Consider the following 15799-nt stretch of genomic DNA (forward strand, 5'->3'; position numbering starts at 1 on the left):
CCCGGCATCGGGGAGGCCCGCCCGTTCCGGCCCCGGAGGACGGAATGGCCCACGGGCGGCAGGTGTTGTCAAGGGCACGCGAGGACGCATTCGCGGGTGCCAGTACCATGGGGTATCGGCGCCTGGGCGGGTCGCCAAAGTTTCAGCGGTGCGAACGGGGTTCCCCTGGAGGATCCTCCAGTTGCCACCCGGCTTTCGGCGGTCCGAGCGAGTGAGCGATGACAACGCCCCCACCCCTCAGGGCGTGAGCGGACAAGGCCGGCCACGGAAGGTACCCCCAAATGTCTTACAACGCCGCAGGCGTACCCGAGAAGTTCGCGATGCTCGGACTCACGTACGACGATGTCCTGCTGCTGCCCGGGGCCTCCGAGGTGCTGCCGAACCAGGTCGACACCTCCTCCCGGGTCTCCCGGAACGTGCGCGTCAACATCCCGCTGCTCTCCGCGGCGATGGACAAGGTCACCGAGTCGCGGATGGCGATCGCGATGGCCCGTCAGGGCGGCGTCGGCGTCCTGCACCGCAACCTCTCCGTCGAGGACCAGGTCAACCAGGTCGACCTGGTCAAGCGCTCCGAGTCCGGCATGGTCACCGACCCGATCACGGTCGGCCCGGAGACCACGCTCGGCGAGGCCGACGCGCTCTGTGCCAAGTTCCGGATCTCCGGCGTGCCGATCGCCGACGAGAGCGGCAAGCTCCTCGGCATCGTGACCAACCGCGACATGGCCTTCGAGTCGGACCGCACCCGCCAGGTCCGCGAGATCATGACCCCGATGCCGCTGATCACCGGCAAGGTCGGCATCTCCGGCGTCGACGCGATGGCGCTGCTCCGCCGCCACAAGATCGAGAAGCTCCCGCTGGTCGACGACGAGGGCCGGATCAAGGGCCTCATCACGGTCAAGGACTTCGTCAAGGCCGAGCAGTACCCGAACGCCGCCAAGGACAGCGAGGGCCGGCTGCTGGTCGGTGCCGCCGTCGGCGCCAGCGCCGAGGCGTTCGACCGGGCCCAGGCCCTGGTCGAGGCGGGCGTGGACTTCCTGGTCGTCGACACCTCGCACGGCCACAGCCACAACGCGCTGGCCTGGATCTCGAAGATCAGGGCGGCCGTCAAGGTCGACGTGGTCGGCGGCAACGTCGCCACCCGGGACGGCGCCCAGGCGCTGATCGACGCGGGTGTGGACGGCGTCAAGGTCGGTGTCGGCCCGGGTTCGATCTGCACCACCCGCGTGGTCGCCGGCATCGGCGTCCCGCAGGTCACCGCGATCTACGAGGCGGCCGTGGCCTGTCAGGCGGCCGGCGTGCCGGTCATCGGCGACGGCGGCCTGCAGTACTCCGGCGACATCGGCAAGGCGCTGGCCGCCGGCGCCGACACCGTGATGCTGGGCTCGCTGCTGGCCGGCTGCGAGGAGTCCCCGGGCGAGCTGCTGTTCATCAACGGCAAGCAGTACAAGTCCTACCGCGGCATGGGTTCGCTGGGCGCCATGCAGTCCCGCGGCCAGGGCCGCTCGTACTCCAAGGACCGCTACTTCCAGGCCGAGGTCTCCTCGGACGACAAGCTCGTCCCCGAGGGCGTCGAGGGCCAGGTGCCCTACCGCGGCCCGCTCTCCGCGGTGCTGCACCAGCTCGTCGGCGGCCTGCGCCAGACCATGGGCTACGTCGGTGCCGCCACCGTCGCCGAGATGGAGAGCAAGGGCCGGTTCGTCCGGATCACCTCGGCGGGCCTCAAGGAGAGCCACCCGCACGACATCCAGATGACCGTCGAGGCTCCGAACTACAGCGGCCGCTGAGCCGGTAGCCGGAAGGGGCCCGCAGCCGCGGGCCCCTTCCGCGCGTCCGGGAGGCGGGCGGGGCGGCGCGGCTCCGGGCGGGTGCGGGATACTGGGGGCGGCCGGGGTGACCCGGCGGGCACGAGCAACACCACCAGAAGGGCTCGAAGTGACTGAGATCGAGATCGGGCGAGGCAAGCGCGGCCGGCGGGCGTATGCCTTCGACGACATCGCCGTCGTCCCCAGCCGGCGTACGCGTGACCCGAAGGAGGTCTCGATCGCCTGGCAGATCGACGCCTACCGGTTCGAGCTGCCGTTCCTGGCCGCCCCCATGGACAGCGTCGTCTCGCCGGAGCAGGCCATCGCCATCGGCCGCCTCGGCGGTCTCGGCGTGCTCAACCTCGAAGGTCTCTGGACCCGCTACGAGGACCCGCAGCCGCTGCTCGACGAGATCGTCTCGATCACCGACGAGGCCGCCGCGACCCGCCGCCTGCAGGAGATCTACTCGGCGCCGATCCGGGCCGAGCTGATCAAGCAGCGGATCCAGGAGGTCCGCGACTCCGGTGTGGTCACCGCGGCCGCGCTCTCCCCGCAGCGCACCGCCGAGTTCTCGAAGGCCGTGGTCGACGCCGGCGTCGACGTCTTCGTGATCCGCGGCACCACCGTCTCGGCCGAGCACGTCTCCGGCGCCGCCGAGCCGCTCAACCTGAAGCAGTTCATCTACGAGCTGGACGTCCCGGTCATCGTCGGCGGCTGCGCCACCTACACCGCCGCGCTGCACCTGATGCGCACCGGCGCGGCCGGCGTGCTGGTCGGCTTCGGCGGCGGCGCCGCCCACACCACCCGCAACGTCCTCGGCATCCAGGTGCCGATGGCCACCGCCGTCGCCGACGTGGCCGCCGCCCGCCGCGACTACATGGACGAGTCCGGCGGCCGGTACGTGCACGTCATCGCGGACGGCGGGGTCGGCTACAGCGGCGACATCCCGAAGGCGGTCGCCTGCGGCGCCGACGCGGTGATGATCGGTGCCGCGCTGGCCCGGGCCACCGACGCGCCGGGCAAGGGCTACCACTGGGGCATGGAGGCCGTCCACGAGGAGCTGCCGCGCGGCAAGCGCGTCGACCTCGGCACCGTCGGCAACACCGAGGAGATCCTCACCGGCCCCTCGCACACCCCGGACGGCACCATGAACCTGTTCGGCGCCCTGCGCCGGGCGATGGCGACCACCGGGTACACCGAGCTCAAGGAGTTCCAGCGGGTCGAGGTGACGGTCAACCCGGCGCTCAACCACCGCTGAGCCCGTTCGTCCCGCGGAGGCCCCCGTCCGATCGTGGCGGGGGCCTCGCGCCGTTCCCGGACCCGGGCGCGTCCTACTGGCGGGTCGCGGCGCGGCGGGTCAGCAGGAAGCCGCCGACCAGGGCGATGCCGTAGAAGACGAGGTCGAGCAGCCGGCGGTCCCCCCGCCACAGCGTGAGGGCGTCGCGGACCAGCTCGCCGTACGGGGTGCCGTCCAGTGCGTGCAGCCGGCGGGTCTGGCCGAGCAGCTGGCCGAGCAGGAGCGAGCCGGCCGAGAGCAGCGCGCCCAGCGGCGGGAGCAGCCGGCCCGGTCCGCCGAGCCGGCCGAGCGGCCAAGCGACGGCGGCGGCCGGGGCGATCGCCAGCCAGCCGACGGTGGCCGCGGCCCGGGTCGGTGCGAGCCCGTACGCGAGGGCACCGGCCAGCATCGCGGCGACGGCGATCCCGAGGGCCCGGCCGGTGCGGTACCGGCGCTTCGAGCGGGGGTGTCCGTCGGGCCCGTCGGAGCCGCCGGGAGCGGTGGGGTGGTAACCGGCCACCGGGGCGCCGGGCATCCCGGGGGCCACGTAGCCCTCGGGTGTCTCCGGTTCCTGTGCGACCGAGAAGTGCTGGGCCGTGGGCGGTCGGCCCGACTGGCCGTCAGCGCCCGGTGCGGGTGCGGTCATGGACGTCGAATTCCCCCCGGAAGGACGGTGAACTGCCGCACGGTAGCAGTGCCCGGAGCGGGACGGACAGAGTTTTCGATCACAGATCGGGCACGGAGCGCCGCTCCGGGGCGGCATCGGTGCGAGGGTGGCCGGGGGCCGGGTGGTCGGGGGCGTCCGGGACAGGAGATGATGGAGGCTTGGGTGCTCGGCCCCGACGCCGGTCCGACACGCCGTCACCACGACCGCCAGCACATGGGGGAACGTTCCGAATGACCCAGGCGCAGGGTTCCACCGGCCGCCTCCTGGCCGGACGCTACCGGCTGGACGCGGTGATCGGGCGCGGTGGCATGGGCACCGTCTGGCGTGCCGAGGACGAGATGTTGGGCCGGACGGTCGCGGTCAAGGAACTGCGGATGAACGCCAGCGTCGAGGAGGACGAGAAGCACCGGCTGATCGTCCGGACGCTGCGCGAGGCCAAGGCGACGGCGCGGATCCGGCACAACTCGGCGGTCACCGTCTTCGACGTCGTCGAGGAGGACGACCGGCCGTGGATCGTCATGGAGCTGGTCGAGTCCCGCTCGCTGGCGGACGTGATCCGGGAGGACGGCCCGCTGGAGCCGGCCCGGGCGGCCGAGATCGCGCTGGACGTGCTGGGCGTGCTGAGCGCCGCGCACGCGCACGGCATCCTGCACCGGGACGTCAAGCCCTCGAACGTGCTGATCGGCGAGGACGGGCGGGTGGTGCTCACCGACTTCGGCATCGCCAGCGTGGAGGGCGACACCTCGGTGACCTCCACCGGGATGCTGGTCGGCGCGCCCTCGTACATATCCCCGGAGCGGGCCCGCGGGCAGAAGCCCGGGCCGCCGGCCGACCTCTGGTCACTGGGCGGCACGCTGTACGCGATGGTCGAGGGCCGGCCGCCGTACGACCGGGGTTCGGCGCTCGCCACGCTCACGGCGGTGATGACCGAGGACCTGACCGCGCCGGTGAACGCCGGTCCGCTCCGGCCGGTGATCGAGGGGCTGCTGGCCAAGGACCCGGTGGAGCGGCTGACCGCCTCGCAGACCCGGTCGATGCTCAAGCGGGTGGCGGCGGACGCGACGGCGCGGGCCGAGTCGACCACCGAGCAGGCGGTGCCGGTGGCGGGCGGCGGTGCGGCGGACGGCGCGGAGCGCCCGGCGGGGGAGCGTCCGGCCGTGAAGCCGGAGACCGCGAAGCCGGAGACCTCGAAGCCGTCGGTCGGCGGGTTGCTCGGAACGGTCCGGGTGGGGAGCCGGGCCGCGGACGCCGGGAGCGGGGAGCGGGCGGCGCCGGCCGCGGAGTCCGAGGACGGCACGGCCGGGCCGTCGGGGACGCCTGCGCCGGAGACCGAGGCGGCCCGTCCGGTGACCAGCGAGTGGACGCTGGGCGCGACCCAGGCGGCCGGTGCCGACCCGCGGAAGGGCCGGCACCGGCTGGCCCTGGCGACGGTCGTGGTGGTGCTGCTGCTGATCGCGGGCGTGGTCGCACTGGTGCGGGCGCTCGGCGACTCCGACGACGGATCGGCCGACGGCGCGCGCGGCACCGCGTCCGTGACCGCGAGCACCGGGACCTCGCCGGCCGGCGCCCCGCCGGTGGACGCCTCCGCGATCCCGCCGGCCACCACCCCGGTGACCCCGGACCCGGCGACCTCGGATCCGGCGGCGGCGCCCGCCGCCACGCCTCCGGTGACCCCCGCCTCGACGCCGGCCCAGACCCCGGGACCGGCCCAGACCCCGGCGCCGACCGGGGCCGTCGTGCCCGCCGGCCACCACGAGTACAAGGACGCGTCCGGCTTCTCGATCGTGCTGCCGGACTGGCTGCAGCTCACGGGTTCGGAGGCGACCCGCCGGACCTTCAAGGGCAACGGCAGCACCCTGCGGATCGAGTGGACCACCACGCCGGGGCCGAGCGCCCTCGCCGACTGGCAGGAGTCCGAGCCGGGACTGCGCGGCCAGGTGAGCAACTACCAGCGGGTGCAGCTTCAGGCCGTCGCCTACCGCGAGTGGAGCAACGCCGCCGACTGGGAGTGGACCAACGGCACCCCGCGGATGCACTCGCTCAACCGGGGCTTCGTCACCGGTTCGCCGGCCAAGTACGGCTACGCCGTCTACTGGACCTCGCCGGACGCGGAGTGGGCCGCACCGCAGAACGCCCAGGCACGGCAGATCTCCTTCGACACCTTCCGGCCGGCGCCCTGACGGACGTCGGCCGGACGGCTCCGGGGTTCAGCCGATCAGGCGACGCTTGGCGCTGCTGAACTCCTCGTCGGTGAGCGCCCCCGCGCCGTGCAGGGCGGCCAGCCGCTCCAGCTGGTCGAGCAGGTCGGCGCCGGAGGACGCCGGTGCGGCGGGCGCGGCGGCCGGCGCGGCGAGCGCCTGCTGCCCGGCGTTGCGGGCCAGCCGGGCTGCGGCCCGGACCTGCTCGGCGAAGATCTCGGCCTTGACCACGTCCTCGAACCGGTGCGAACCGGTGAGGGCGACCACCAGGAGCACCTCCCCGTTGATCCGGGTCCTGGTGACGGTCGCGTCGGTCACCGCGGAGAGCGGAACCGGGACGGGAGGCTTCCCGTCCTTCAGGAAGAGCAGCCGATGGGTGGTCAGGACCAGCACGCCCTTGCGGAAGTGATCGGGATGTCGCCCCGCCGTCGAGGCGACCGGTTTCTCGTCGGGCGCGACGTTCGCCTCGACGGTGCGCAGGGCCGTGGCCCGGGAATCACTGCTGCTGTTGCCGGCCACGTCGAAGGCCGCGTCGATCAGATCGGTCCAGTCCATGGGATCGAGCCTAATCCGACGGTTCGACGGGCGGGTCCGCCCCTGCGCCCCTGCGTCTCGGACCGGAGGGCGGTGCCGGGGCGCGGGCCGTGCGGGTCCGAGGGGGAGTGCGCGCCCCGCGGATGTGTCCCGTCCGACGGCGGGGGGCGCGTCGCGCGCCCGGCGGGAACGGACGGTGACACCTTAGGCTGGGTGGTGAGCGAGAGGAACACGCATGCGAGCGGGTCCGGGACAGATGCTGGCCGGGCGTTACCGGCTGACTGACCGTCCGGCGGCGTTGAGCGCGCTCGCCGTGGACGAGCGGACCGGTGACGTCGTGCGGTTGCGCGCGCTGGAGCTGCCCGCCCTGCTGACCGGAGGACGGGAGCCTGACGACCCGGTGCCGGAGCAGGGGGACCAGCTGGTCCGCCGGGTGGCGGTGGTCGGCTCCGCCGCGCCGCGGCACCCCCGGCTTCTCCAGGGAGCCGGCGCCTTCGTCGAGGGCGAGCTGCTCTGGACCGTCGAGGAGCGTCCGGCCGGGGTGCCGCTGGCCGAGCTGGCCGCGGCCGGTCCGCTCCCGCCCTACCGGGTGGCCGAGTTGGCGGCGGACCTGGCGGGCGCGCTGCGGGCGCTGCACGAGGCGGGCCTGGCGCACGGCAACCTGACCACCGAGTCGGTGCTGGTCTGCGAGGACGGTGCCGCCCTGCTGGGCGGGCTGCTCGCCGGGGTCGCCCAGGAGGCGCTGGCCGAGGAGCTGGGCGGGCCCGGCGGGCGCCGCCGGTACGAGGTGCGGGCCACCCTGGCCGGGCCGGTGGCCGAGCGGTGGCCGCTGGACGGAGGTCCGGCGGGTGACTGCTGGGCGCTCGGCGTGCTGGTGCACCGGCTGGTGACCGGCCGCTCGCCGTACCCGGAGGGCGGGGTGCCGGAGCTGGTGACGGCGGTGCGTGACGGCCGCCGGGAGCCGTCGGCGGCGTGCGGGCCGCTGGGGCCGCTGGTGGAGCGGCTGCTGCAGCCCGATCCGGCCCGGCGCCCGACGGCGGTGGAGGTCCGGCAGGAGCTGGCGGCCCTGCTGGCGGGTGCGCCCGAGCCGGTCGGGGAGGAACGGGCGGCCCGGGCACTGGAGTTGCGGCCGGAAGGCCCGGTGGTGCCGGCGCCGCGCCGGCGGCGTCCGCGCGGCTCCGTCACGGCCGAGCGGCCCCCGGAGGAGGAGGGTCCCGGGCGGGACCGCCGGCCGCTGATACCGCCGGCGCTGCTCGGCCCGGTGCTGGTCGGAGGGGTGTTCCTGCTGCTGGTGCTCGGGATGACGGCCGTGGTGATGTTCGCAGGCTGACGGGGTCGGCCGGGCCGCCACCGCCGGGTCTGCGGGTGGGGGAGATTACCGGGGCCGGGGCGGGGCGCCTAGTGTGTCCGTGAGATTTGTTCGACTGGTGGTCTGCACCGAGTGGTCTGTACCGGGCCCTCCGTCGTGGTGACGGCAGGTGGATGAGGGGGAGCGGTCGCGGATGGGCGCGGAGGACCGGGCGGAGGCGGCCGGGGAGCGGCTGCTGGCCGGACGCTACGAGCTGGGCGACCGGCTGGGCCGGGGCGGGATGGGCACGGTCTGGCGGGCCCGGGACCGGATGCTGGACCGCGAGGTGGCGGTCAAGGAGCTCACCGTCAACCACCTGCCCGAGGACGAGCTGGAGATCCTGCACGCCCGGATGAAGCGGGAGGCCAGCGCCGCCGCCCGGATCAAGCACTCCGGTGTGATCACCGTGCACGACGTGCTGGAGCAGGACGGCCGGCCGTGGATCGTGATGGAGCTGGTCGACGGCCGGTCACTGGCCGACGTGATCAGTCAGGACGGCACGCTGCCGCCGCGCGCCGCCGCCGAGGTCGGCAGCCAGGTGCTGGCCGCGCTGCACCGGGGGCACCAGCTGGGCGTGCTGCACCGGGACGTGAAGCCGGCCAACGTGCTGTTGGAGCACGGCACCGGGCGGGCGGTGCTGCTGGACTTCGGCATCGCGACGTACGAGGGCTCGGCGGAGCTGACCCGGCCGGGTGACCTCGTCGGGTCGCCGGACTACCTGGCGCCCGAGCGGGCGCAGGGCGAGCGGCCGGGCCCGGCCTCGGACCTGTGGGGTCTCGGGGCGACGCTGTACGCGGCGGTGGAGGGCGACTCGCCGTTCCGCCGCACCTCGCCGCTGACGACGCTGGCCGCGGTGGTCGGCGATCCGCTGCCGGAGCCGCGCCGGGCGGGGCCGCTGGGGCCGGTGCTGGCCGCGCTGATGGCCAAGGACCCGGCGGACCGGCCGACCGCGGACGAGGCGGCCCGGATGCTGGCCGAGGTGCAGGCCGGGCACACCATCGGCTTCAAGCCGGTCGGCCAGGTGCGGACGCCGACCCGGTCGGTGCCGGTGGTGGACCGGTCCGGGGAGCCGGGCGGGCCGGAGGCGGGTGCGGAGGCGGGTGCGGAGCCGGAGGCACCGACCGTGCCGCGTCCGGCGGCGTCGTCGGGCCCCGGAGCGGCCCCGGAACCGGCCGGGCCGGTGTCGGGCCAGGTGTCCGGGCAGGTGTCGGGGCAGGTGTCGGGGCAGCTCCCGGAGGCATTCAGGGGGCACGAGGCGGCCGAAGGGGCGCCCACCGGACCGGTCGCGCCGGTCGCCTACACCGATGCGCCCGCGCGCGGGCCCGCCAGGCGCCGGGGCGTGGTGCAGGTCGTCGTGATCGCGCTGGCGGTGGCCGTGGTCGCCGCCGGGGCCACCTTCCTGGCCACCCGGCCCAGCGGTACGACGGAGATCGCCAAGCCCACGCCGACCGTGACCGGGCCGCAGCCGACCGGCTCCGGCGACATCGACTCCGGGCCCGCGCCGACCGGCTACCGCTGGGTGGACGACCCGGCGGGCTTCCGCTTCCCGCTGCCGGTGGCCACGCCGCCCTGGCAGCGCTCCACCGACGGCAACCAGATCTACTACAGCCCCGACAACATGGTGCACTACCTCCAGTTCGCCGTCACCGTCGGCCAGTCGGTCAAGCCGCTGGACCACCTGAAGCAGATGGAGACCACCGTCTCCAAGCGCAAGGAGTACCGCCAGCACAAGCTCACCAGCGTCGCGGTGAACGGGCACGACGCGGCGGTCTGGGAGTTCAGCTACGCGGCCAAGGAGGGCGGGCGGCGGCGGGCCGTCGACGCCGAGTTCATCGACGACGACGGCACCGCGTACGCCATCTACCTGTCCTGCCCGGACAACGACAAGGACTGGCAGGAGGGGGAGCGGCGGTTCACCCTGGTGTTGAACCACTTCACGCCGACCCGCTGATCCGGCCGGGCCGGGGGTCCTCCGCGGTTTCTTGTTACCGACGGGTACCGAACCGGCCGCGGAGCGCCTAGGCTGCGCCCTATGACGGACCTCACAGCAGCTGCCACGGCCACCGAACCCGCCGGCACCGGCTCGCCGGGCCGCAATCCCGCGGCGCCCGGCGGCGGGCGCACCGTCGCCTCGGCGGTCCCGCCGTCGCTGGTCGACCGCCTCGTCACCGGGGTCACCGCCACCGGTGAGCCCCGCGTGGTGGAGACCGTCGCCCCGCTCACCGGCGACCGGCTGGCCGGTCTGCCGCAGTCCACGCCGGCCGACGTCGAGGTCGCCTTCGAGCTGGCCCGCCGCGCCCAGCCGGCCTGGGCCGCACTGCCCGTACGCCGGCGCGCCGCCGTCCTGCTGCGCTTCCACGACCTGCTGCTCAAGCGCCAGGACGAGGTGCTCGACCTGATCCAGGCGGAGACCGGCAAGGCCCGGCTGCACGCCTTCGAGGAGGTCCTCGCCGTCGCGATGAGCGCCCGCCACTACGCCCGCGCCGCCCAGGGCTACCTGCGCGACAAGCGGCGCGGCGGCGCCCTGCCGGTGCTCACCCGGACCGTCGAGGCCCGCCGCCCCAAGGGCGTGATCGGACACATCTCGCCGTGGAACTACCCGCTGGAGCTCTCGGTCGGCGACGCGCTGCCCGCCTTCGTGGCCGGCAACGCGGTGGTCAACAAGCCGGACACGCAGACCGCGCTGACCGCGCTCTGGGCCCGCGAGCTGCTGATCGAGGCCGGGCTGCCGGCCGATCTGTGGCAGGTGGTGATCGGTGACGGGCCGGTGATCGGCCCGGCCGTGGTCGAGCACGCCGACTACGTCTCGTTCACGGGCTCCACCCGCACCGGCCGCGACGTCGCGCAGCGCGCCGCCGCCCGGCTGGTCGGCGCCTCGCTCGAACTCGGCGGCAAGAACGCCATGCTGGTCCTGGCCGACGCCGACCTCGCCCGGGCCGCCGAGGGGGCCGTCCGGGCCTGCTTCTCGTCCGCGGGCCAGCTCTGCATCTCGATCGAGCGGCTGCTGGTGCACCGCTCGGTGGCCGACGAGTTCCTGGCGAGGTTCGCCGCCGCGACCAAGGCGCTGCGACTCGGCGGTGGCCTCGCGTACGGCGCGGACATGGGCTCGCTGGTGTCCGGCCGGCAACTGGAGACCACCACCCGGCACGTCGAGGAGGCGGTCAAGGCCGGCGCCACGGTGGTCGCCGGCGGACAGGCGCGGCCGGACCTCGGCCCGTTCTTCCACGAGCCGACCATCCTGGACGGCGTCACCCCCGAGATGGCGGTCTGCGGCGAGGAGACCTTCGGCCCGGTGGTCTCGATCTACCGCTTCGACACCGAGGACGAGGCGGTGGCCGCCGCCAACGCGACCCCGTACGGGCTCAACTCCAGCGTCTGGACCGGGGACGCGCGGCGCGGCCGGGCGGTCGCGGCCCGGCTGCGCACCGGCACGGTCAACATCAACGAGGCGTACGCGGCCGCGTACGGTTCGGTCGCCTCGCCGATGGGCGGCATGGGCGACTCAGGGCTCGGCCGGCGGCACGGCGCCGAGGGCATCCTGCGGTTCACCGAGGCGCAGACCATCGCCGGCCAGCGGCTGATGCCGATCGCGCCCGCGTTCGGCCTGGACGACCGGCAGTTCGCGGCGGTGATGACCGGTGGGCTGCGGGTGCTGAAGGCCCTCCGGTTCAAGTAGCCGCCTCCGCCTCCGGCCCTCCGGCCGGCCCTCTGCGGACCTCCGGCTCTCCGGCCGGCCGGTCCGTTCCTCCCCGTTCGTCCCGTTTCCGAAGGAGCAGTGGCAGATGGTGGCATCCGGTGGTGACCGGGGGTTCGACTACGACGTGATCGTGGTCGGGTCCGGTTTCGGGGGTTCGGTCTCCGCGCTGAGGCTGACCGAGAAGGGCTACCGGGTCGCCGTCCTGGAGGCCGGGCGCCGTTTCGAGCGCGACGAACTGCCCAGGAACTCCTGGGACCTGCCCAACTACCTGTGGGCGCCGAAGCTCGGCCTGTACGGCATCCAGCGCATCCACCTGCTGGCCAACGTGCTGATCCTGGCCGGCGCCGGGGTCGGCGGCGGCTCGCTGAACTACGCCAACACCCTGTACGTGCCGCCGAAGGCCTTCTTCGAGGACCGCCAGTGGCGCCACATCACCGACTGGCAGGAGGAGTTGGCGCCGTTCTACGACCAGGCGAAGCGGATGCTGGGCGTCCGGCTCAACCCGACGGTCACCCCGTCCGACGTGCACCTCAGGGCCGCCGCCGAGCGGATGGGTGTCGGGGAGACCTTCCACCTGGCGCCGGTCGGCGTCTTCTTCGGCGACGGTGGGGACGCGGACGGCGAGGCCAGGACGGCGCCGGGCGCCGAGATCGCCGACCCGTACTTCGGCGGCGCCGGTCCGGCCCGCCGGGCCTGCGTCGAGTGCGGCGAGTGCATGACCGGCTGCCGGCACGGCGCCAAGAACATGCTCACCGAGAACTACCTGTACCTGGCCGAGCGCGGCGGCGCCGAGATCCACCCGCTCACCACGGTGGCCCGGATCCGCGAGTGGGGCGAGGGCTACGCGGTGGACGTCCGGCGGACCGACGCCCGTTCCACCACCGACCCGGTCAAGGCCGGGGCGCGGACCCTCACCGCCGCCCGGGTGGTGGTCGCGGCCGGCACCTACGGCACCCAGAACCTGCTGCACCGGATGCGGGCGGGCGGGCACCTGCCGCGGATCTCCGCCCGGCTCGGCGAGCTGACCCGGACCAACTCCGAGGCACTGGTGGGCGCGCAGACCACCGACCGGCGCTACGGCGCCCGCGCGGACTTCACCAAGGGCGTCGCGATCACCTCCTCGATCCACCCGGACGAGAACACCCACATCGAGCCGGTCCGCTACGGCAAGGGCTCCAACGCGATGGGCGCGCTGTCGATCGCGCAGGTCAGGGGCGGCGGGAAGCTGCCGCGCTGGCTGCGCTACCTCGGCACCTCGGTCACGCACCCGGTGACCTTCGCCCGCTCGATGAACCAGCACCGCTGGTCCGAGAAGACGATCATCGGCCTGGTGATGCAGTCCCTGGACAACTCGATCACCGTGTCGCTGAAGGAGAAGGGCCTCGGCAAGGGCAAGCTCACCTCCCACCAGGGGCACGGTGCGCCCAACCCGACCTGGATCCCGGCCGCCGAGCGGGGCGCCAGGGCGCTCGCGGACGAGATCAACGGCTTCGCCGGCAGCAGCGCCGGCGAGATCTTCGACATCCCGATGACCGCGCACTTCCTCGGCGGCTGCCCGATCGGCGACTCCCCGGAGACCGGTGTCGTTGACCCCTACCACCGCCTCTACGGACACCCCGGGATCAGCGTGGTGGACGGATCGGCCGTCTCCGCCAACCTCGGCGTCAACCCCTCGCTGACCATCACCGCGCAGGCCGAGCGGGCCATGTCCATGTGGCCGAACAAGGGCGAGGAGGACACCCGTCCGGCGCCCGGCGAGGCGTACCGCCGGACCGGGCCGGTCGCCCCCGCCGACCCGGCGGTGCCGGCCGGTGCCTTCGGCGCGCTGCGGCTGCCGCTGCTGGCGGTGCCGGAGGTGCCCCAGAGGCGCGGGTAGCCCCGGGTCGTTCGACCGCGGCGCGACCGGCGACGTGACCCGCGGCGCGGTCAACCCGCGCCGCGCCGAAGCCGGTTGACAGCCGTCCGTGACCGGTGGGAGAAAAGGGCTCCCTGGGGGGACCAGGAGTTCGTTCGGACGGGGGACACGGTCCATGGCCATCTGCGCATCCTGCGGTGCGACTTCGGCGGAGGGGGCGCTCGCCTGCGCCTCCTGCGGCCTGCCGTCGGCGCCGCCGCTCCTGCCGCCCGCCCCGCCGCCACCCGGTCTGCCCGCCCCGGTGCCGCCGCCGCCACCCGGTCTGCCCGCCCCGGGCCCGCCGGGCCCGGCTGCTGCCCTGCCGCCGGTGCCGGACCTGCCTCCGCCGTTCCTGCCTCCGGCGCCGCCCGGTGCTCCCGCTCCGGGCGGAACCTGGGGGTCGGGGCGGCCGTACGACCCGGCCGCGGGCCGGTCCGTCGCGCTCGGCCGGGTGGTCGGCGCGGACTGGCGCCCGGCGCTCCGTGCGGTGATCGCGCCGACCCTCGTCCTGCTGGTCGTCGCGCTGCTCGTGGCGGTCCCCGACGGGTACGCGGTTCCTGCTCCGATCGGCACCCCGGACTTCGGCGGGCGGTTCGGGGTGGCGCTCGCGATGGCGCTCTCCGCGCTCGGCGCGCCGTTCCGGCTGGGGCTCGGCAGCGGTGGCAGCGCCACCGACGAGACCACGGTCCGGGCCGTGCCGATGACGGTCACCGCGCTCTGGCTGTTCACGCTCTGGCTCGGCCTGCGCGCCGGGGCGAACCGCCGCCAGCGCCTCACCGGAGAGCAGTGGACCCGCCGGCAGGCGGCCGGCGAGGCACTGCGCACCGCGGTCGTGGCGGCGGTAGCCACCCTGCTGCTCGGCCTGGTCGCCGGTGCTTCGTGGTCCCCGTGGCTGCCCGGCGGCTACGAGGCGGCCGACGGTCTGGGCGACGTGTTCGACGGCCGGCTCTCCAACACGGCGGCGGCCGGCTGGCCGGAGGCGGTCGGCTGGACGCTGCTGTCCGCCGGACTGCTCGCCTTCGCGGTCCACGGGACGGACGCGTTGCGCTGGGCGGCCTGGCGCAACCGTGCGGTGCGGGGCTGGGCGGTCGCCGGGCTGGCGGCGGGCCGGGCGCTGGTGCTCACGGTCGGCCTCGCGGCGGCGGTGGGCTTCGTCCTGATCGCCGTCGAGGGCGAGGGCCTCATGACCGGTTCGGCGGTGGCCTTCCTGCCCAACGTCGGTCTGGTGCTGCTCGGGGTGGGCTCGGGGGCGAGTTTCCGGACGTCCCGCGAGAGCCCGGCCGGCGACTCGGACTGGTACCGGGGGCGGAACGACGCCGACGAGTTCTCGTTCTTCGACCTCCAGGGCGAGAGCGCCGACTGGCGCTGGACGGGGCTGCTCGCGCTGTCCGCCGCGTTGGTGCTCGGCTGGACGGCGTACCGGCGCCGGCTCGACGCGGCCGACCGGCTCCGGCTGGCCGCGGTGTACGCGGCGGGGCTCAGCCTGCTGATGCTGGTGTCCGGGGTGCTGGTCTCGTCGGGGTCCACCGCCCGCTACCTCGGTACGGTCCGGGAGGTCGGGTACGAGTACGGCGTTGCCCTGGTGCCGGGCACCCTGCTGGTGGCCAACGCGGTCTGGGCGGCGATCGGGGCGTTGGCGGTGCCGCTCGTGCTGGCCGCGGCGCGGGGCCGCTCGGCGCAGGGCGGTCCGTACGGCGCGGTGCCGGCGCAGGCCGGGCCGGGCGCGGTCGGCTTCGGGGCGTTCGGTCCGGAGTCGGCCCCGGAGCCGTTCGTCCCCGGGCCGTCCGACGGGTCCGGGCCGTCCGGGCCGTCCGGGCCGGACAAGGCGTCCGGTGCGTCCGGCCCGTCCGGTGCGTCCGAGTCAGCTGCGTGGCCGGGGGTGAGCGAGGTGATCGGGTCGTCCGAGGAACCGGCGTCGCGCCGCTCCGGGGCGGGGGCCGGGCCGGCACCGGGCGCAGACGCCCCGGTCGACCCGAGCGTCTGGCGCGACCAGCCGTAGTGATTCAGGGGCGTGCGCCATGGTGGCGCACGCCCCTGCCGCCCGTGCCGCCCCCACCGCCCGTGCCCGGACAGGGCAAAGGGCCCCGCGGGGGAACGGGGCCCTTTGTCGTTCAGCACGCGGCGTCAGGGCTGCGCCGGTGCTGGGGTGACGGCGCCGGGGGAGGAGCGCCGTCGGTCGGATGGCTGTCGGGTAGGGCGGCGCCGCCGCTCCGGCGAAGGGTGGGCCGGTGCACGGGGCGCACGCGGTCCGCGGCGGTGGGCCTCCGGCATGCCTGAGCCGGGCCCTCGCTCACGGAGCGTGAGGTGATAATCGTTGCCACCAGGGTCGCGGCGGCACCGGGACGGCGCCCCTCGGGCGGCTTTGCAGCCGCCGGGGGAAGCT

The 15799-nt window shown here is 74.8% G+C and carries 10 protein-coding genes; 8 read left to right on the forward strand and 2 right to left on the reverse strand.

The annotated features are described in order from the left end of the window. Positions 1-281 precede the first annotated feature (281 nt). Together guaB and ABZY91_RS22320 are read left to right on the forward strand one after the other, a co-directional pair. The gene (gene guaB, locus ABZY91_RS22315) at positions 282-1784 is read left to right on the forward strand and encodes an IMP dehydrogenase (RefSeq protein WP_329885355.1); all 1503 of its coding nucleotides are present in this window, start codon (positions 282-284) and stop codon (positions 1782-1784) included. Positions 1785-1932: 148 nt separating this feature from the next. After that, positions 1933-3060, forward strand: a complete 1128-nt coding sequence (locus ABZY91_RS22320) for a GuaB3 family IMP dehydrogenase-related protein (protein WP_355404696.1) — start codon at positions 1933-1935, stop codon at positions 3058-3060. 73 nt (positions 3061-3133) lie between these two features. Here ABZY91_RS22320 and ABZY91_RS22325 read toward each other — a convergent pair whose 3' ends face one another. Next, complete coding sequence (locus tag ABZY91_RS22325) at positions 3134-3724, reverse strand: hypothetical protein (RefSeq protein ID WP_355404698.1); 591 nt, start codon at positions 3722-3724, stop codon at positions 3134-3136. Positions 3725-3975: 251 nt separating this feature from the next. Between ABZY91_RS22325 and ABZY91_RS22330 the strand changes: the two genes are divergently transcribed. After that, the gene (locus ABZY91_RS22330; protein ID WP_355404700.1) at positions 3976-5925 is read left to right on the forward strand and encodes a protein kinase; all 1950 of its coding nucleotides are present in this window, start codon (positions 3976-3978) and stop codon (positions 5923-5925) included. Between the two features lie 27 nt (positions 5926-5952). On the opposite strand, the gene ABZY91_RS22335 is transcribed toward ABZY91_RS22330, so the two are convergent. Then, on the reverse strand, positions 5953-6498 hold the full coding sequence (locus ABZY91_RS22335; protein ID WP_329885351.1) for an SHOCT domain-containing protein: 546 nt from the start codon (positions 6496-6498) through the stop codon (positions 5953-5955). A gap of 214 nt (positions 6499-6712) precedes the next feature. Between ABZY91_RS22335 and ABZY91_RS22340 the strand changes: the two genes are divergently transcribed. The 5 genes from ABZY91_RS22340 to ABZY91_RS22360 all read left to right on the forward strand — a co-directional run bounded on the left by ABZY91_RS22340 (position 6713) and on the right by ABZY91_RS22360 (position 15415). Next, the gene (locus ABZY91_RS22340) at positions 6713-7807 is read left to right on the forward strand and encodes a protein kinase (RefSeq protein WP_355404702.1); all 1095 of its coding nucleotides are present in this window, start codon (positions 6713-6715) and stop codon (positions 7805-7807) included. A 172-nt stretch (positions 7808-7979) separates the two neighbouring features. Further along, on the forward strand, positions 7980-9776 hold the full coding sequence (locus ABZY91_RS22345) for a protein kinase (protein ID WP_355404704.1): 1797 nt from the start codon (positions 7980-7982) through the stop codon (positions 9774-9776). A gap of 81 nt (positions 9777-9857) precedes the next feature. After that, the gene (locus tag ABZY91_RS22350; RefSeq protein WP_329950411.1) at positions 9858-11501 is read left to right on the forward strand and encodes a succinic semialdehyde dehydrogenase; all 1644 of its coding nucleotides are present in this window, start codon (positions 9858-9860) and stop codon (positions 11499-11501) included. Between the two features lie 106 nt (positions 11502-11607). Continuing rightward, positions 11608-13398: a GMC family oxidoreductase gene (locus tag ABZY91_RS22355; RefSeq protein WP_355404706.1), complete on the forward strand. Its 1791-nt coding sequence runs from the start codon at positions 11608-11610 to the stop codon at positions 13396-13398. Between the two features lie 154 nt (positions 13399-13552). Next, positions 13553-15415 (forward strand): hypothetical protein, encoded by a 1863-nt coding sequence (locus ABZY91_RS22360; protein ID WP_355404708.1) that lies wholly within the window; start codon positions 13553-13555, stop codon positions 15413-15415. The last annotated feature ends 384 nt before the right edge of the window (positions 15416-15799 follow it).

It is taken from the genome of Kitasatospora sp. NPDC002965 (assembly GCF_040611255.1).
Lineage (GTDB): Bacteria > Actinomycetota > Actinomycetes > Streptomycetales > Streptomycetaceae > Kitasatospora.